The sequence below is a fragment of the Micromonospora sp. HM5-17 genome, assembly GCF_003762835.1.
Lineage (GTDB): Bacteria > Actinomycetota > Actinomycetes > Mycobacteriales > Micromonosporaceae > Plantactinospora.
In genome coordinates this window covers 156,782-173,592 of the sequence record NZ_RJWA01000005.1, presented here as the reverse complement: position 1 = coordinate 173,592, position 16,811 = coordinate 156,782, and the positions used below count along the sequence as shown (strand labels likewise).

At 72.3% G+C, this 16,811-nt stretch carries 14 protein-coding genes and 3 pseudogenes; 11 read left to right on the top strand and 6 right to left on the bottom strand.

All coding sequences use genetic code 11. From position 1 onward, the window contains the following. The first annotated feature begins 65 nt into the window (after window positions 1-65). Complete coding sequence (locus tag EF879_RS16360; protein WP_123559511.1) at window positions 66-869, top strand: DUF2470 domain-containing protein; 804 nt, start codon at window positions 66-68, stop codon at window positions 867-869. Window positions 870-953: 84 nt separating this feature from the next. On the opposite strand, the gene EF879_RS16355 is transcribed toward EF879_RS16360, so the two are convergent. Further along, the gene (locus EF879_RS16355; protein WP_123559509.1) at window positions 954-2,864 is read right to left on the bottom strand and encodes a heavy metal translocating P-type ATPase; all 1,911 of its coding nucleotides are present in this window, start codon (window positions 2,862-2,864) and stop codon (window positions 954-956) included. 549 nt (window positions 2,865-3,413) lie between these two features. Between EF879_RS16355 and EF879_RS27275 the strand changes: the two genes are divergently transcribed. After that, the gene (locus EF879_RS27275) at window positions 3,414-4,121 is read left to right on the top strand and encodes a type 1 glutamine amidotransferase domain-containing protein (RefSeq protein WP_158624190.1); all 708 of its coding nucleotides are present in this window, start codon (window positions 3,414-3,416) and stop codon (window positions 4,119-4,121) included. Between the two features lie 606 nt (window positions 4,122-4,727). Here EF879_RS27275 and EF879_RS16340 read toward each other — a convergent pair. Beyond that, a complete protein-coding gene (locus EF879_RS16340; RefSeq protein ID WP_199736467.1) occupies window positions 4,728-5,264 on the bottom strand; it encodes a nuclear transport factor 2 family protein in 537 nt (178 codons plus the stop codon). A 155-nt stretch (window positions 5,265-5,419) separates the two neighbouring features. Here EF879_RS16340 and EF879_RS16335 point away from each other — a divergent pair, with 155 nt between their 5' ends. After that, window positions 5,420-5,893: a MarR family winged helix-turn-helix transcriptional regulator gene (locus EF879_RS16335; protein WP_123559505.1), complete on the top strand. Its 474-nt coding sequence runs from the start codon at window positions 5,420-5,422 to the stop codon at window positions 5,891-5,893. 296 nt (window positions 5,894-6,189) lie between these two features. Here EF879_RS16335 and EF879_RS16330 read toward each other — a convergent pair. The 3 genes and pseudogenes from EF879_RS16330 to EF879_RS16320 form a co-directional block, all read right to left on the bottom strand. Beyond that, window positions 6,190-6,777 (bottom strand): annotated as a pseudogene (locus EF879_RS16330) (TetR family transcriptional regulator); the annotation flags it as partial. A 38-nt stretch (window positions 6,778-6,815) separates the two neighbouring features. After that, window positions 6,816-7,571 (bottom strand): ABC transporter permease, encoded by a 756-nt coding sequence (locus EF879_RS16325; protein WP_123559503.1) that lies wholly within the window; start codon window positions 7,569-7,571, stop codon window positions 6,816-6,818. After that, window positions 7,568-8,311, bottom strand: a complete 744-nt coding sequence (locus EF879_RS16320) for an ABC transporter ATP-binding protein (protein WP_123559501.1) — start codon at window positions 8,309-8,311, stop codon at window positions 7,568-7,570. The genes EF879_RS16325 and EF879_RS16320 overlap by 4 nt, the downstream gene beginning before the upstream one ends. Before the next feature lie 125 nt (window positions 8,312-8,436). Here EF879_RS16320 and EF879_RS16315 point away from each other — a divergent pair, with 125 nt between their 5' ends. From EF879_RS16315 to EF879_RS16290, 6 genes and pseudogenes are all read left to right on the top strand, one after another. Further along, window positions 8,437-8,856 (top strand): MerR family transcriptional regulator, encoded by a 420-nt coding sequence (locus EF879_RS16315; RefSeq protein WP_123559980.1) that lies wholly within the window; start codon window positions 8,437-8,439, stop codon window positions 8,854-8,856. Further along, the gene (locus EF879_RS16310; protein WP_123559499.1) at window positions 8,853-9,854 is read left to right on the top strand and encodes an aldo/keto reductase; all 1,002 of its coding nucleotides are present in this window, start codon (window positions 8,853-8,855) and stop codon (window positions 9,852-9,854) included. Before EF879_RS16315 ends, EF879_RS16310 begins: the two co-directional genes overlap by 4 nt. A 69-nt stretch (window positions 9,855-9,923) precedes the next feature. Next, window positions 9,924-10,610 (top strand): annotated as a pseudogene (locus tag EF879_RS16305) (nucleotidyltransferase domain-containing protein); the annotation flags it as partial. A gap of 393 nt (window positions 10,611-11,003) precedes the next feature. Continuing rightward, window positions 11,004-11,444 carry a phosphoribosyl-AMP cyclohydrolase gene (gene hisI / locus EF879_RS16300; protein WP_123559978.1) on the top strand — a complete coding sequence of 147 codons (441 nt, stop codon included), beginning with the start codon at window positions 11,004-11,006 and terminating at the stop codon, window positions 11,442-11,444. 20 nt (window positions 11,445-11,464) lie between these two features. Beyond that, window positions 11,465-13,048 carry an anthranilate synthase component I gene (locus tag EF879_RS16295; RefSeq protein ID WP_123559976.1) on the top strand — a complete coding sequence of 528 codons (1,584 nt, stop codon included), beginning with the start codon at window positions 11,465-11,467 and terminating at the stop codon, window positions 13,046-13,048. 143 nt (window positions 13,049-13,191) lie between these two features. Continuing rightward, window positions 13,192-13,725, top strand: a complete 534-nt coding sequence (locus EF879_RS16290; protein ID WP_233604542.1) for a Trp biosynthesis-associated membrane protein — start codon at window positions 13,192-13,194, stop codon at window positions 13,723-13,725. A gap of 321 nt (window positions 13,726-14,046) precedes the next feature. Here the strand turns inward: EF879_RS16290 and EF879_RS16285 are convergent. Next, a pseudogene (locus tag EF879_RS16285) lies at window positions 14,047-14,280 on the bottom strand (hypothetical protein); the annotation flags it as partial. Between the two features lie 409 nt (window positions 14,281-14,689). Between EF879_RS16285 and trpC the strand changes: the two are divergent. Together trpC and trpB are read left to right on the top strand one after the other, a co-directional pair. Beyond that, a complete protein-coding gene (trpC, locus tag EF879_RS16280) occupies window positions 14,690-15,553 on the top strand; it encodes an indole-3-glycerol phosphate synthase TrpC (RefSeq protein WP_233604517.1) in 864 nt (287 codons plus the stop codon). A gap of 16 nt (window positions 15,554-15,569) precedes the next feature. Continuing rightward, on the top strand, window positions 15,570-16,811 hold the full coding sequence (gene trpB / locus EF879_RS16275) for a tryptophan synthase subunit beta (RefSeq protein ID WP_123559493.1): 1,242 nt from the start codon (window positions 15,570-15,572) through the stop codon (window positions 16,809-16,811).

Here is a 16,811-nt window from a genome sequence, read left to right as displayed (position 1 = left end):
GTGACCGACTCTTTAGGTTAGCCTGCCCTTACTAAGGTAAGGCTAATGTGCGGGAGGTCGACGTCATGCAGCCCAGCCCTGCGGAGGTGGCCCGTACCCTGGCGGTCGGTCGGCTCGCCGGCACCGCCCAGGTCGCCTACCGGCCCGGACCGCACCAGGTGCGGCACGCCACCGATCCAGCCGGTCGGGTCCTGCTGCTCGTCTCGATCGTCAGCGACCTTGCCGCCGCGCTGCGCCCGAGGGGCGGGACCTCGGGGGTGGCGACGGTGCTCGACGTACGGGACCTCCCACCGGCCGCCGGCGCGCCCTCGCTGGGTCGACTCTGGATCTCCGGCTGGGCGGAGCCGCTCGCCGGCGCCGAGGCGCGTCAGGCGGCCATCGACTTCGCCGAGGTGTTGCCGGTCGGCGACCTGCTCGACGTCGGCCGCCAGTTCACCCTGTACCGCTTCGAGCCGGAGCAGATCCGGCTGGAGCGCGGCGGCGTGCTGTACGACGTCGAGCCGGCCGAGTACGCCGCCGCCGAACCCGACCCGCTCCATCCGGTGGAGCGGGAGCTGTTGGCGGACCTCGCCGACCACCACGGACCGGAGATCGCCGCGTTCCTGCGGCGCCAGCTCGGGGACGTCGTACCGCCACCCGCGAGCCCGGACGAGCCGAAACCTCGGGTGGTACGCCTCGACCGGTACGGCATGACGGTCGCCTTCGGCCCACGCGGGCACGGGCTCCGGGCCCGGCTCGCCTTCCCCCGACCCGTCTCCAGCCCGGCCGAGCTGGCCCGGCTCCTGCACCCCGTGCTCTGCCGAGGCCCGGCGTGTTCCGCCGCGGTGGCGCCGGCCCGGGGATCCCGCCGCGCCTTCGGCCGGGGCTGACGGCGGGCCTTCGGACGGACGGGGGTGACGGCGACCCAGGCCAGGACGGCGGCCAGCCACAGCGCCGGGGGACCAGCGGGCGGATCAGGTGCCGCACGAGGTCCCGCCACCCGCGGGTTCCGCTCCGTCGGCGGAGCTCGCGCGGCCCGGCGTGCCGCCCCCGAGGGCGCGTAGCGCGTTGAGGATCACGGCGACGTCGATTCCCTCCTGCAGGAACGCGCCGGCCACCGGGGGAAGCAGCCCGAACGCGGCGGCGACCATCGCCGCCACCGCCATCCCCATGCCCGCGCCCGCGCTCTGTACCGCGATCGCCCGCGACCGGCGCGCGATCTCCACCGCGTCGGCCAACCGGTCCAGCCGGTCCACCGACAACACGGCATCCGCCACGTCCGCCGAGGCGGTCGCCCCCGTCGCCCCCAGCGCCACGCCCACTCCGGCGGTTGCCAGCGCGGGTGCGTCGTTGATCCCGTCGCCGACCATCACCGTCGCCGCCTGCTCGGACTCGGTCCGCACCCGGGCTACCTTCTCCTGCGGGGAGCAGCGGGGCACCACGTCGTCCACGCCCACCGCCCGTGCCACCCGCTCGGCGACCTCCGGCCGGTCTCCGGTCACCATGATCAACCGGTAAAAGCCGGCCTGCCGCAACCGCCGAACCGTGTCAGCCGCGTCGGGTCGTACCGGGTCGCGGAGGAGCACCGCCCCGGCAAGCACATCGTCCAGGCTCACCCACACCGTCGACAAGCCGTCCGCCTCCGCCTGCCGCCGTGCGCGTACGGCCCAGTCCGGTAACTCGCCGCCGTGCTGGCCGACCCGTACCAGTCGTCCGTCGACCCGGCCGCACACCCCCTGGCCCGGCTCCTCCGTCACCTCGGCGGGCACCACCAGCCGCATGTCCCGATCCTTCGCCTCCCGCACGACCGCCGCGGCCAGCACGTGGGAGGACAGTTGTTCGACCGAGGCAGCCACCCGCAGCAGCTCGTCGCCGTCACCGCCGGGGGCGGTCACCACCCCGGCGGTCTCCGGGCGCCCGGTTGTCAGCGTCCCGGTCTTGTCCAGCAGCAGGGTCCGCGCCCGGCCCAGCAGTTCCAGCGAGCCGCCGTTGCGGATCAGCACGCCGCGCCGTGCCGCCCGGGACAACCCGGCCACGATCGCGATCGGGGTGGCCAGCAGCAACGGGCACGGAGTCGCCACCACCAGCACCGCCACCGCCCGCACGAACTGCCCAGACACCGCCCACGCGATACCGGCCAGGGCCAGGGTGAACGGCACGAACGCCGCCGAGTACCGGTCAGCCAGCCGCACCATCGGTGCCTTTTCCGCGTTCGCCTCCTCCGCCAGCCGGACGATTCCCGCGTAGGTGCTCTCGGCCGCCACGGCTGCGGCCCGCAAACCGAACGCCGCCCCCGCGTTGACGACTCCGCTGGCCAACCGGTCCCCGGCCCGGCGCTCGACCGCCTGGGACTCACCGGTCACCGCGGACTCGTCCAGCGTCGCCGCGTCCTCGGCGAAGCCGTCGACCGGCACGACCTCACCCGGACCGACCAGCAGCCGGTCGCCTTCACGGATGTCGTTCACGTCAACGTCCTGGACCTCGCCGTCCGGACAGCGGCGCCGTGCCCGGCGGGGTGCTCGCGTCAGCAGTTCGTGCAGGTCCCGCGTCGCCCGCCCCTGGGCATAGCTCTCCAACGTGTGTCCGGTGGCCAGCATCAAGGCCACGACCGCCCCGGCCAGGTACTCACCCACCAGCAGAGAGGTGATCAGGGCCAGGGTCGCGATCACGTCCACGCCGATCCGACGCCGCCGCAGCGACTGGACCAACCAGCGCAGCGTCACCAGCAGCGTGACCGAGGCCGTCGCCGCCCAGCACCCGGAGGCGGCCCCGCGCCGGTCGGCGAACCACAACCCCGCACCGGCCAGTACCGGCACCGTCAGCGCGGCTAGCGGCGCGAAGTCGCGCCACCTACGCCAGCGTCCCGCCGTAGACCCGCCGCCCACGTTCCCACCCCCGGACGGTGCAACCCCTCACCCTGACCGCCGGCACGATGGCGACCGGCGGGGCTCGGTTCCGGACCGAGGCAGAGTCCGTCCGCCACCGGACGACGATGGCGACGTCACCAGGGTCTCAACCACGCGAGGCCGATGTGGTCGAAACATCACGATCATTCGTACGCAAGGCAGCGTCAGGGGTGGCGAGCCGTGTCGTCGCTAGTGGCGTACGCAGGTTTGTTGTCGGCGTCGATCAGGCGATTGAAAGCCGGCTCTGACCTTTCGTTAGGCCCCGTCGTACCCACGTCGGCACTGTCCGGCACCGGGAGCCTGATCTGTCGGGACGCGGTATTTCCCGGACAGGACCGGCGGCCCACCCAACGGGCCCACACCCGGGTCAAGCACGGAAATCGACGCGGTCCCAGCTTGCCGGATGTCGGCAGGTCCGAGCCGGGCGCGTGGCGATGCATGGTCGCAACCACGGTGGGAAGTCGTCGACGGACCTTGAGTGAGCCGCGGGGGCGTGGCGCGGTAGCCCGGAGTGGGAAGGCGGAGGTCATGGCGACCAATATCCTGTTCGTGCTCTCTGGGGCGGATCACTGGACCCAGAGCGACGGCAGCACCAGGGTGGCGGGGTTCATTCCCGAGGAGTTGGGAGCCCCCCACGAGGTGTTCGCGCGAAGCGGGGCGAACATCAGCTTCGCGTCCCCCGAGGGTCGGCGACCAAACCTGGATCCCGTCGGCCGGGAGTCGAGCCCGGCGAGCCCGAATGGCCAATACTACGGCCAGTACTGCGATTCCATCGCGCAGGAGTGGCAGTCGCCGCAGAAGCTGGACGCGGTGAATGCTGCCGACTACGACGCGATCATGATCCCCGGTGGGCACGCGCCGATGGAGGACCTGCACCAGGATGCGGCGATGGGCCGTCTGCTCTCTGACGCGGCGGAGTCCGGGACGGTCATCGCCGCGGTCTGTCATGGCCCCGCCGCTTTGCTCAGCGCGACCGACCCAGACGGCAATTGGCTGTTCGCCGGCCGCCGGGTCACGGCTCTCGACAACGAGGAGGAGAAGCTGTACGGCACGATCGAGAAGGCCCCGTTCCTCCTGGAGTCGCGGCTCGTCGAGCTGGGCGCGCGGTTCGAACACGGTCCGCCGTGGCTGCCGTACGTGGTGGCCGACGACCGGTTGATCACTGGTCAGAACCCGGCCTCGGCCGGTGCGGTGGCGAATGCCATCCTCACGATGTGTAACGGGCACGGCGGGTGACCGTGGCTGGGCACCGACACGGTCGCGCCGACCATCGGGATACTGCCGGAACCCACTACGTCCATCATGGACAGAGAAAATGTGGAAATCCTGCACGAACGTCCCGCTGCCCACTCTGGGAACCGACGCCGGCAGGAAGATCGTGGGTCGAGGCGGTGGCATCGTCACCGACCTCCTCGGACTCCTGCTCGCCGTGTCCATCACCGCCCGTCGGCGTCAGCGACAACACCATCGGCATCACCCTGCTCGACCACGCGAAGGCAATCCCACCCTGGCCTCGACCCGGGGTCGACGCCGGTTCCACCAACAGGGCTGTGGAACACGGCGCCGCCTCGGTGTCGACGTCGAGGTCGTGACCAAGGATCCCAGGTCAAGGGCTTCTCGATGGTCAAACGGCGGTGGATCGTTGAGCGCACGACCGGAGTGGCTCACGCAACCGCCGACGCCTGGTCCGCGACTACGGAGCCTGGCCTCACCACTTCCTCGTCGTGATCACGATCGCTATGATCGACAATCTCACGAAACGCCTTACCAACGAAACCACTCAAACCTGGCGAGACACCTAAACTCGTTTACACACGCACTATATGAATCAGACCGCCCTCTCTAAAGAGCCCGGTTGAGGGCCTCGGTCAGTGCGACCGGGGTGATGACGAGGCGGTCAAAGCGCCAGCCGTCCTCGGTGCGGCGCGCCCTGTACTGGTGGAACCCGGCCGCGAGGGCCTCAGTCTTGTCGTCGATGACGAACACGGCGATGTCGTGGGCCCGCACCGTGGCGGTCTCGCCGTCGATCTCGACGAGGAGGTTTGACTTGCTGTGGAGGGTGCGGACGTATATGTCGTGGCCCGAGCGCACGAGTTCGATGAGCGCTCCGATGCCGCGGGCCTCGCCGCGCGGGGATGTGACGACGACATCCTCGGTGAAGAGCTGGTCGGTCTCGTCGTAGCGGCCCTCGTCGATCCACAAGCTGTGGCGGGCGACCAGGTCGGAAAGTTCGGCGCGGTCGGCGAGTGCGCGGATCAGGGTTTCGGTGTTGGTCATGATGGTCTCCTCGAGGAGTTGGGCGAGCCAACACACTTGTCGCTTGGTGTGGGTGAGGAAGAAGTCCCGGATGTCTTCGGCGAGGAGGTCTGGTACCTCCATCACGGCGACGTGGCCACCGCGATACGGAATGGTTTGATCATGGTGTCTCGACTTCAACAGGAGCTCTCTGGCGAAGAACGTTTGGCTGACTAACGTTTGATGTACAAACGATATCACGATCGTTCGTGCTCCGAACGGTTCGTTAGGCTTGTCACATGGAGAACCCGTCAGAAGAGCTGCCCGCCAGGTGGAAGAACCTGCCCAGCTGGCTGCTGACCCAGACCGCCAACCACGCGCACCGCCTGGTGGCCGATGGGTTCTCGTCTGTCGGTGCCCGCGGCTACCACTATCGCCTGCTGGCGACGTTGGAGGAGTTCGGCCCGGCCAGCCAGGCCGCGCTGGGCCGCCGTAGTGGCATCCATCTCAGCGACATGGTCGCGACCATCAACGAGCTCGCCGATCGCAACCTGGTCGAGCGCGCCCCTGACCCCTCCGATCGGCGGCGCAACATCGTCTCGCTGACCGCAGAGGGCAAGCGGCAGCTGCGGCGACTGGAGAAGCAACTGGCCGAATGCCAGGACGAGCTGCTGGCTCCGCTGTCACCCGAGGAGCGGGCGCGGTTGACCGAGCTGCTGTCCCGGCTGTTGGACCATCACGACCGGCGAACCGGCACCCCCGAAGCGCCGTAGCGCTGACCGGGCGGCGTCCTGGATGGTGTGTGCTGCGCCCATCATCGTCGGCCCATCGGGCTGAGCCTGGTACGCGCGCTTCTCCATTGGAACCTACGTGACTCATCCCTGGCCTGCTCAGAGGGCGTCTGGGGCCGGCTGCCGGCGCCTCAGCTGCTGCGCGGTGGCGTGGTGCTGTCCGGCCGCTCCGCCGGGGCCCGGTCGTGTCCGGCGGCGGGGCCGTCGGGCCCGGAGCCGTGGCCGCCCGTGCCGGCGGTTGCGGGATCGTGTCCGGCCGTGGCGTGATCGGTTCCGGGGATGTCGCCGGTCAGGTAACGCTGGATGGTGGGGCCGACCAGCGCGACCACGAGCTCGGGTGGCGCCGAGGCGAGCGGCTCCAGCCGGAGGATGTAGCGGACCATCGCCACGCCGACCATCTGGGAGGCGACCAGTGAGGTCCGCAGCGGCGCCTGCGCCGGGTCGAGGTCGAGCAGACCGGCCGCCCGGCGGAGGATCTGGGTGACCACGAACTCGCGCAGGAGCCGGGCGGTCCACTCGTTGTTCACCGCCGAGCGCATCAGCGCGGCCCCGGCGGTGCCGGCGGGAGAGTCCCAGACCCGCAGGAAGAGCGCGATCAACCGTTCCCCGGCGCCCTCGGCGCCCCCGGCGGCGATCTGCGGCAGCAGCTCCTGAGGGTTGAACGGGATGTCGATGGTGGCCCGGAAGAGCTGTTCCTTGGTGCCGAAGTAGTGGTGGACCAGCGCCGGGTCGACCCCGGCGCTGGTCGCGATGGCGCGGATCGAGGCACCGTCGAACCCGCGTTCGGCGAAGATGTCTCGGGCGGCGGCGAGAATCGCCTCCCGGGTGCCGGGGTTGCCGGGTCGCCGTCCGCTCCGTCGTGCCATCGCCGTCCTCGTGCTCAGGTTCCTCCCGCGCCGGTGGCTCACCCGGTGCGGCGTCGCAGCGTGGCCGCGCCGAGGACCAGGGCGACGACGATCGCCCCGCCGACCACGGCCAGGTCACGCCACATCGTGCCGGTCGGCTCGGCGTGTCGGCCGACCTCCTGCAGGGCCTCGACCGCGTACGACAGCGGCAGCACGTCGCTGACCGCCTCCAGCCAACCAGCCATCTGGTCGCGGCGGACGAACAGGCCGCAGAGCAGGAGCTGCGGCACCACCACGACCGGCATGAACTGTACGGCCTGGAACTCGGTCCGCGCGAAGGCACTGCACAGGAGGCCGAGCGCGACGCCCAGGACGGCGTCGACCACCGAGATCAACACCACCAGCCCGGCGCTGCCGGCGGTGTCCAGGCCGAACAGCCAGTAGGCGGCGCCGGCCGCCAGGCTCGCCTGCACCGTGGCGGCCAGCCCGAACGCGATGCCGTACCCGAAGAGCAGGTCCAGCTTGCCGAGCGGGGTGGTGAGCAGCCGTTCGAGCGTACCGGTGGTGCGCTCCCGCAGCATCGCGATGCTGGTGACCAGGAACATCACCACGAACGGGAAGACGCCGAGCATGACCAGGGCGATCCGGTCGAAGATCGGGGGCTGCCCCGGCACGGTGGGCTGGTCGGCGAGCATGTAGTAGAGCAGTGTGAGCAGCGCCGTCGGGACCACCAGCAGCAGGGCGATCGTCCGCCGGTCGTGTCGGAGCTGCCGGAGGATCCGGCCGGTGGTGGCGGCGAGGATGGCCAGGCTCATCGCGTACCCCCCTCGGCCGGGACCGGCGCCGTCGCCCGCGTCCTGACGAGGTGGAGAAACGCCGCCTCGAGGTCGTCGGTGCCGGCGGCGGCGCGGACTCCCGCCAGCGTGTCGTCGGCGATCAGGCGGCCCTCCCGGATCAGGAGCAGTCGGTCGCACCGGGCCGCCTCGTCCATGACGTGGCTGGAGACGACCACGGTGCTGCCGTCGGCAGCCATCTCGCGGAACGTCTCCCACAGCTCGGCGCGCAGCACCGGGTCCTGCCCGACCGTGGGCTCGTCGAGGATCACCAGCTCCGGTCGGCCGACCAGGGCGCAGGCCAGTGAGGCCCGGCTGCGCTGGCCGCCGGAGAGGGTGCCGACCAGCTGTCCGGCCGCGTCGGCGAGTCCGACGGCGCGGATGACCCGGTCCGCCTCGGCCGCACCGAGGCCGTAGAGCCGGGCGAAGTAGCGGGCGTTCTCCCGCACCGTCAGGTCGGCGTAGACGCTGGGTGCCTGGGTCAGGTAGCCGACCCGGCGCCGCAGCCGGGGCGATCCCGCCGGCTCGCCCAGCACGGTCACCGAGCCGCCGGCCACCACCTGGACCCCGACCACGGCCCGCAGCAGCGTGGTCTTGCCGCTGCCGCTCGGACCGAGCAGGCCGGTGACGCTGCCGGCCGGGATCGTGCAGCTGATCCCGTGCAGGACCCGGCGTTTACCTCGGTTGACCACGAGGTCACGGATCTCGATCGCGGATGTCATCGACCCTCCACAAATTCATCGGTCGTTGAAATCAACGGTAGATGAGATCTTGGTGCCTGGCAATTCGGCCGGGTGCGACGGATCGGGCTTGACTTCGAGTGCGCTCGAACTGCGACGCTGACCGGGTGACAACCTCCGCTGACGAGACGACCCTTACGGTCAGCGAGGCCGCCGAGGAGGTGGGCCTCAGCGCGTACACCCTCCGCTGGTACGAGCAGGAGGGGCTGGTCTCGCCGATCGGCCGTGACTCGGCGGGGCGCCGACGCTACACCCGCGATGACGTCTGCTGGCTGGAGCTGCTCACCCGGCTGCGCCGTACCGGCATGCCGGTACGCGACATGCGGCGATACGCCGAACTCGCCCGGCTCGGTGACCAGACGCTGGGCGCCCGGCGCGAACTGTTCGAGGCGCACCGGGAGCGGGTGCTCGCCCGGATAGCGGAACTGGAGGAAGATCTCAGGATGCTCGACTACAAGATCGATCTGTATCGCCGGGCTGAACGCGAACTCCAGGCCCGCCAGGACTCGGCGGAGGTGCCGGCGTGAAGACCCGGAAGCTGGGAGCGGCTGGCCCCGAGGTGTCGGCGCTCGGCCTGGGCTGCATGGGCATGAGCATGGCGTACGGCACCCGGGACGACGCCGAGTCGACCCGTACCCTGCACCGGGCGCTGGACCTGGGCGTCAACCACCTGGACACCTCCGACTACTACGGGTGGGGACACAACGAGGAGCTGCTCGGTCCCGTGGTGCGCCAGCGCCGGGACGAGGTGTTCCTGGCCACCAAGTTCGGCATCCGGTCCGCCGGCGACGGCACCACCGTCACCCCGGTCAACGTCTACGTGGACAGCAGCGCGGACTGGGCCCGGCGGGCCTGCGACGCCTCGCTGACCCGGCTCGGCATCGACACCATCGACCTCTACTACCTGCACCGGCGCGATCCGGCGACACCGATCGAGGAGACCGTCGGGGCGATGGCCGAGCTGGTCGCCGCCGGCAAGGTGCGGTTCATCGGGCTCTCCGAGGTGAGCCCGGCCACCCTGCGGGCGGCACACGCGGTGCACCCGATCGCCGCGGTGCAGATGGAGTACTCGCTGTTCACCCGGTTCGTCGAGGAGGAGATGCTGGCCACCTGCCGGGAGCTGGGTGTGGCGCTGGTGGCGTACTCGCCGGTCGGTCGAGGGCTGCTCACCGGCACGGCCGACTGGGCGAACCAGCTCGGTCCCAACGATTTTCGCGCCTGGGCGCCCCGGTTCAACGCGCAGAACCTCCCGAGCAACCTCGCGCTGGCCGACCGGGTCCGCGAGGTCGCCGCCGAGATCGGCGTCACGCCGGCGCAGGCCGCGCTGGCCTGGCTGCTCGCCCAGGGTGACGACATCCTGCCCATCCCCGGCACCAAGCGGGTCCGCTATCTGGAGGAGAACGTGGCCGCCGCCGACCTCGAGCTGAGTCCCGAGCAGGTGGCGCGGATCACCGAAGCGATCCCGCCGGAGAAGATTGCTGGTGAACGGTACCCCGAGCAGGCAATGCGACTTATCGGACACTGAGCGATGAAACGCCCAGCCGGCGCGCGAAGGGACGTTGCGTCATGATCAGACCTGGGGCACGATGGCGCCGTGGGTCACGGTCCGTTACTGCAGCGCGGGTTTCTCGACGACTGGACGGACCGGCTGCGCCGATTGCCCGGGCCTCCCGTCGTCGGCGTCCTGCTGCGGGGTAGCCACGCCCGCGGCGCGGCCACACCGTACAGCGACGTCGACATCGATGTGCTGGTCAGCGGCGAGCCGTACGTCGCGTACCCGGTTTTTCTCGCCGAGACGGGCGACCGGCTGACCCACGTCGCCGTCGCCGTCCGGGACGTCCGGTCCTGGCTCGCCCGGTTGGACGAACCCGCCGAGTGGTCCTTCGGGCTGCCGGTGGTGGCGCCCGCGCGGTTACTCTGGGCAAGCGAAGAGTGGCGATCGTCAATTGACGTCGCCGAGATCCGGCAACGGGCCGCCGACCCGGATCTTGAGCACCTGATCGCCGAGCTGGGCAAGCTCTCCGCGGCCTGCGTGGCCGGCGACGAGGTCGGGGCCCGGTTCGCAGCGGCTGAACTGGCCCGGCGCTGCCCATCGGTGCTCCGGCTGGCCAACCGGGACGTCACGGTGGCCAGCCGGCGCGCCGCCCTGTCCGCCGCGCTCAACCTGCCGGTGGCGCCCGAGGGGTACCGGGACGACATGCTGACCTGCCTCGGGCTGCGCCCCAGCGACCTGCTCAGGTTGCGCGCCGCCGCGTACCGGCTGGTCGCCGGGGCGGTCACGCTGGCCCGCCCGTACGCCGACGAACTGCGCGCGGTGGTCGGCCCGGACCTCGCCGCCGCGCTGCGGGACGGCCGCCTGCACCGGTACGTCGCCCAGCTCGCCGGAGTGCCCGGAGCGGCCGGCGGTGAAGCCCTGTCCGGGCCGGCCGGCGGTGGGGCCGCGCCCCGGTCGGCCGGCGGCGAGGCGGTGTCCGAGCTGACCCGGGCTGATCCGGTGCCCGAGCCGGCCCGCGCCGATGCCGTGTCCCGGCCGGTCCCGGCCGAGCCGACGCCGCGTCGGGACGGCACCGTGCTGCCCTCCGGGTCGGATGGCGGTGCCGTGACGCAGGTCGCCGCGGAGCCGGGGCGGGCCGGGTGGACGCCGCCCGCGCCCCGTACGGGAGAATCGGTAGCTATGCCCGTACCCGATCTTCCCGCCGCGGTCCCGGTCAGCCCGGACCGGCCGGCGTCGCCCGGCCCGGCTCGGCCCTCGGCCCTCGATCCGGCGATCGCCGCCCGGCTGCGCCGCAATCCCGACGGCCTGGTCACCGCGGTGGTCCGAGCCCACGACACGGGCGAGGTGCTGATGGTCGCCTGGATGGACGACGAGGCGCTGCACCGCACCCTCACCACGGGCCGGGCCACGTACTGGTCGCGCAGCCGACGCGAGTACTGGGTCAAGGGCGAGACCTCCGGCCACCACCAGTACGTGCGCGGCGTCGCCCTCGACTGTGACGGAGACGCCGTGCTGGTCAGCGTCGAGCAGGTGGGGGCGGCCTGCCACACCGGCAGCCGGACGTGCTTCTCCGACGAACTGCCGGTGACCGGGGCCGTGTCCTCCGGGCCGGCACGATGACGATCCTGGGTGGTGACCCGATGACCACCGGTGTGGTGAGCCCGGACGAGGCGACCTTCCACGAGCTGGCCCGGACCCGGCGGGTGGTGCCCGTGACCCGGCGGCTGCTGGCCGACGGCGAGACGCCGGTCGGCGTCTACCGCAAGCTCGCCGGCGGCCCCGGCACCTTCCTGCTGGAGTCCGCCGAGCAGGGCGCCGGGGCGACGGGCATCCCCTGGTCCCGCTACTCCTTCGTCGGCGTCCGCAGCAGCGCCACCCTCGTCGAGCGGGACGGCCGGGCGCACTGGCTCGGCACCCCGCCCGAGGGGGTGCCGACCGACGGTGATCCGCTGGCGGTGCTGCGGGCAACCGTGGCGGCGCTCACCGGGCCGGCCGGGCCCGACCGGGGTCAGCTGCCGCCGTTGACCGGCGGGATGGTCGGCTACCTCGGGTACGACGTGGTACGGCGCATCGAGCGGTTGCCGGCGTTGACCGAGGACGATCTCGGCCTGCCCGAGCTGGGCATGATGCTCGCCACCGACCTGGTGGTGCTGGACCACTTCGACGGGTCGGCGATCCTGGTCGCGAACGCCGTCCTGCCGCTACCCGCCGCCGATCCGGCCGGGCCGGGGTCCGCGCCGTCGCCGGACCGGGACGCCGAGGTCAGCGCCGCCTACCACCAGGCGATCGGCCGGCTGGACGCGATGACGACCGCGCTCTCCCGGCCGATCCCGCCGATGATCTCCACGGTCGACCGGCCGGCGGTGCGGGACGTCGTCAGCCGTACGCCGGAGGGGGCGTACCCGAAGGCGGTCGAGGCGGCCAAGGAGGCGATCCGGGCCGGGGAGTGCTTCCAGATCGTGCTCGCCCAGCGCTTCGAACGGCAGACCGACGCCGACCCGCTGGACGTCTACCGGGTGCTGCGGGCCACCAACCCGAGCCCGTACATGTACCTGCTGCGCTTCGACGACTTCGACATCGTGGGCTCCTCGCCGGAGGCGCATCTGAAGGTCACCATCGGCGAGGACGGGCAGCGGCGGGCGATGCTGCACCCGATCGCGGGCACCCGGCCCCGGGGTGCGAGCCCGGCCGACGACGCCCGGCTGGCCGCCGAGCTGATCAGCGACCCGAAGGAGCGTGCCGAGCACGTCATGCTCGTCGACCTTGGCCGCAACGACCTCGGCCGGGTGTGCCGGCCGGGGACGGTCGAGGTGCCGGAGTTCGCCACCATCGAGCGGTACAGCCACGTCATGCACATCGTCTCGACCGTCGTCGGGACGCTGCGCGACGACCAGACCGCCTTCGACGCGTTGGCCGCCACCTTCCCGGCCGGCACCCTCTCCGGGGCTCCGAAGGTACGGGCGATGGAGATCATCGAGGAGCTGGAGCCGACCCGGCGTGGCCTGTACGGAGGCACGGTCGGATACTTCGGCTTCGGCGGGGACCTGGACATGGCGATCGCCATCCGGACCGCGCTGCTGCGCGGCGGGCGGGCGTACGTGCAGGCCGGCGCCGGGATCGTCGCCGACTCCGACCCGGCGGCCGAGGACCGGGAGACGCGTAGCAAGGCCGCTGCCGTACTCGCCGCGATCGCGGCGGCCGAGACCCTGCGGCCGGCCCGGTGAGCACCCCGGACCGACCCGCCGCGCCGGATGCCGGGGCCGCCCCACCGACCGCCCCGGACACCGGATCCGCCCCGCCCGTCGGCCGGGACGCCGAGACCGTTCCGGCGGGTGGCGGGGGACCGGCGTCGACCGGCCGGCGCGCGTTGACGTACGCCGTCCTGCTCTGCGTGCTCGGTGCCGGGCTGGCGGTCTTCGCCGCGACCCGGACGTGGGCGGTCGAGCTGATTCCCCGGCCGGCCCCGCTGCCCGCCCGGCAGGTGGTGAGCAGCGGCGGCGACCTGCTGCCCTGGCTGCCGGCGCTCGCCCTGGTCGGGCTCGCCGCCGCCGGCGCGGTACTCGCCACCCGGGGGGTGGTACGCCGGTGCGTCGGCGCGCTGCTGGCCCTGGTCGGACTCGGGGTGGCGGCCGGCGGGGCGTACGGCGGGTTCGCGGTCGCCCGGGGCGAGGTGTCGGTCGGCTGGCCGCTGCTCTGCATGCTCGGCGGGGTGCTGGCCGCCTCGGCCGGGGTGGTCACCGCCGTCCGGGGCGGGACATGGCCGGTCATGGGAGCCCGCTACGAACGCGGCCGACCGGATCGGGTGCCGGAGGCGGCCGGGGCCGGCGGCCGGGTTGACGCCGGGCGGACAGCGGCGGTCTGGGACGCGCTCGACCGAGGCGAGGACCCGACGGCCGGCTGACCGCCCACCGCGGGGAGATGGTCCGTCGCGAAAGGGCGCTCAGCTGACCGGCTGCCGCCGCGCGGCGCGCCGGTCCGACGCCGGGTCCGCGGCCCGCCGGCTCGACGACGCAGCCGCGGCACGGCGCCGGGTCTGCGGTTCGGCCGCGGCGCGGTCGTTCGCCCGCGCTCCCGCCGCGGCGCGGCGCCTCGCCTGGGGTTCGGCGGTGGGGCTGGCCGGCGACCGTCTCGCGGTGTCGGCACCGGACGGCGGCGCTACGGCGCGATCCGCGGACGACAGCGGGGTGGGCTGCCCCTCCGCTGGGAGTGGGGCGGTGCGGGACCGGGTCGGCGGGGTGGCGGCGAGCGCCGCCACCAGGGCGCGGACCTCCTCCCGGCGGTGGGCGCGGTCCCGGTCGGCGCAGATCGCCTCCCAGGCGTTGCCCCGGGCGGTCCGCATCCGGGCGTCGCCGACGACGGCCCGTTCCACGTTGTGGACCACGGTGGCCGCGACGGAGAGGACGGCTCGCGGAATGCTGCTCAGGTCGATGGTCGAGCCAGGCTTCGCAGCGCTCATGGTCTCCCCGTACGACGATCGATCCGACTGGCCGGCGGCTCCCCGCGACCAGTGTGCCCGAGGCCCATGGTGCCGGGAGGCTGTTTCCGCCCGGTGACCCCTGGATCAACGGTTCCGTTCCCGGGGCCGGCCGGGTCCGTATCCATGCTCCACCCCGTTCACCGTCGGTCGACCCGTCGCCGGCCTTGACGTCGGTCACAGCTCCCGCCGCACGGCGCCCGCCCCTCGCGTTCTCCGGGAGACGGTTCGGCGGCGATCCCCGGGCGGTGGCGGAGCGTGATGTCCCGCTTACGCGAAGCTGGGTATTATGCCCCAACCCATCTCGTGAATCACGCCATACCCCCGACGGTGTCCGCCCCGTGGCGACGCCTAGCATCGGCCCATGACACCCGGAGAGGGGAGTCCGTTGGTGACTGGTGAGCATCCGCACGCGGAGGGGGACGACGCCGGGCCGGCCGCGTCCGCCAACGTACTTGACGAGATCCTCGCGGGAGTCCGGGAGGACGTCGAGCGCCGACAACAACAGGTTCCGCTGGAGGAGATCAAGCGGCTCGCGGCGGCCGCCCCACCGCCGCTGGACGCGTACGCGGTGCTGCGCAAGCCGGGCGTCGGGGTGATCGCCGAGGTCAAGCGCTCGTCGCCCTCGAGGGGACAGCTCGCCGAGATCGCCGATCCGGCCGACCTGGCCAGTGACTACGCGGCCGGCGGGGCCCGCTGCATCAGCGTCCTGACCGAGGGCCGCTGGTTCGGCGGGTCGCTGGAGGACCTGAAGGCGGTCCGGGCCGCGGTGAACGTTCCGATCCTCCGCAAGGACTTCATCGTCACCAGCTATCAGGTGCACGAGGCCCGGGCGTACGGCGCCGACCTCGTCCTGCTGATCGTCGCCGCGCTGGAGCAGAACGTCCTGGTCGGGCTTCTCGAACGGATCGAGTCGCTGGGCATGACCCCGCTGGTCGAGGTGCACGACGAGGAGGAGGCCGACCGGGCCCTGGAGGCCGGTGCCCAGGTCATCGGCGTCAACGCCCGCAACCTGCGGACCCTGGAGGTCGACCGGTCGGTCTTCGAACGGATCGCACCCGGGCTGCCGAACAACATCGTCAAGGTCGCCGAGTCAGGGGTGCGCGGCCCCCACGACCTGATCCGGTACGCCTCGGCCGGCGCCGACGCGGTGCTGGTCGGCGAGGGCCTGGTCACCCAGAAGAGTCCGCGGGAGGCGGTGGCCGAGCTGGTCAACGCCGGCAACCACCCCGCGACCCCCCGACCGGTCCGATGAACCCGAGGAGGCCGGCATGACTGCGCCACCCCTGACCAGCGGCACCGCCGCCGTGCCCGATGCCGCCGGCCACTTCGGCCGGTACGGGGGACGCTTCGTCCCCGAGGCGCTGGTCGCGGCGCTCGACGAGCTCGACCGGGAGTACCGGGCGGCGCTGGCCGACCCGACGTTCCAGGCCGAGTTCGACCGGATGCTGCGCGAGTACGCCGGCACCCCGTCGCTGCTCTACCGGGCCGAGCGGCTCTCCGCGGAGGCCGGCGCCCGGATCCTGCTCAAGCGGGAGGACCTCAACCACACCGGGGCGCACAAGGTCCGCAACGTCCTCGGGCAGGCGCTGCTCACCAAGCGGATGGGCAAGCCGCGGGTGATCGCCGAGACCGGCGCGGGCCAGCACGGCGTGGCGAGCGCGACCGCGGCCGCGTACCTCGACCTGGAGTGCGTGGTCTACATGGGTGAGCTGGACACCCAGCGCCAGGCGCTCAACGTCGCCCGGATGCGGATGCTCGGCGCCACGGTGATCCCGGTGACGTCCGGGTCGCGGACGCTGAAGGACGCGATGAACGAGGCGATGCGGGACTGGGTCACCAACGTCGACCGGACCCACTACCTGATCGGCACCGTCGCCGGGCCGCACCCGTTCCCGGCGATGGTCCGCGAGTTCGTCCGGGGCATCGGCGTCGAGGCCCGCCAGCAGTGCCTGGAGCTGACCGGGGCGCTCCCGGACGCCGTCGCCGCCTGCGTCGGCGGCGGCTCCAACGCCCTCGGCATCTTCCACGCCTTCATCGACGACGCCGACGTCCGGCTCTACGGCTTCGAGGCCGGCGGCGAGGGGATCGAGACCGGGCGGCACGCCTCCAGCATCACCGGCGGCTCCGCCGGGGTCCTGCACGGTACGCGGACGTACGTGCTGCAGGACGCCGACGGGCAGACCCAGGAGTCGCACTCGATCTCCGCCGGGCTGGACTACCCGGGGGTCGGGCCCGAGCACGCCTGGCTCAACGACATCGGCCGGGCCCGGTACGAGCCGGTCACCGACGCCGAGGCGATGTCGGCCTTCCAGCTGCTCTGCCGGACCGAGGGGATCATCCCGGCGATCGAGAGCGCGCACGCGCTGGCCGGCGCGTTGCGGATCATCCCGGCGCTCACCGCCGAGCTGGGTCGCGAGCCCACCATCGTGGTCAACCTCTCCGGTCGGGGCGACAAGGACATGCACACCGCCGGTAGGTATTTCGGTCTCCTCGACGAGCGGCAGGGGTGA

Excerpts from the sequence above, each read along its gene's own strand:
- hisI (WP_123559978.1), top strand. The coding sequence starts at position 11,004 with ATGCCCGTACCCGATCTTCCCGCCGCGGTCCCGGTCAGCCCGGACCGG.
- EF879_RS27275 (WP_158624190.1), top strand. The coding sequence starts at position 3,414 with ATGGCGACCAATATCCTGTTCGTGCTCTCTGGGGCGGATCACTGGACC.
- EF879_RS16360 (WP_123559511.1), top strand. The coding sequence starts at position 66 with ATGCAGCCCAGCCCTGCGGAGGTGGCCCGTACCCTGGCGGTCGGTCGG.
- EF879_RS16320 (WP_123559501.1), bottom strand. The coding sequence starts at position 8,311 with ATGACATCCGCGATCGAGATCCGTGACCTCGTGGTCAACCGAGGTAAA.
- EF879_RS16325 (WP_123559503.1), bottom strand. The coding sequence starts at position 7,571 with ATGAGCCTGGCCATCCTCGCCGCCACCACCGGCCGGATCCTCCGGCAG.
- EF879_RS16295 (WP_123559976.1), top strand. The coding sequence starts at position 11,465 with ATGACCACCGGTGTGGTGAGCCCGGACGAGGCGACCTTCCACGAGCTG.
- trpB (WP_123559493.1), top strand. The coding sequence starts at position 15,570 with ATGACTGCGCCACCCCTGACCAGCGGCACCGCCGCCGTGCCCGATGCC.
- EF879_RS16335 (WP_123559505.1), top strand. The coding sequence starts at position 5,420 with ATGGAGAACCCGTCAGAAGAGCTGCCCGCCAGGTGGAAGAACCTGCCC.
- EF879_RS16340 (WP_199736467.1), bottom strand. The coding sequence starts at position 5,264 with ATGGAGGTACCAGACCTCCTCGCCGAAGACATCCGGGACTTCTTCCTC.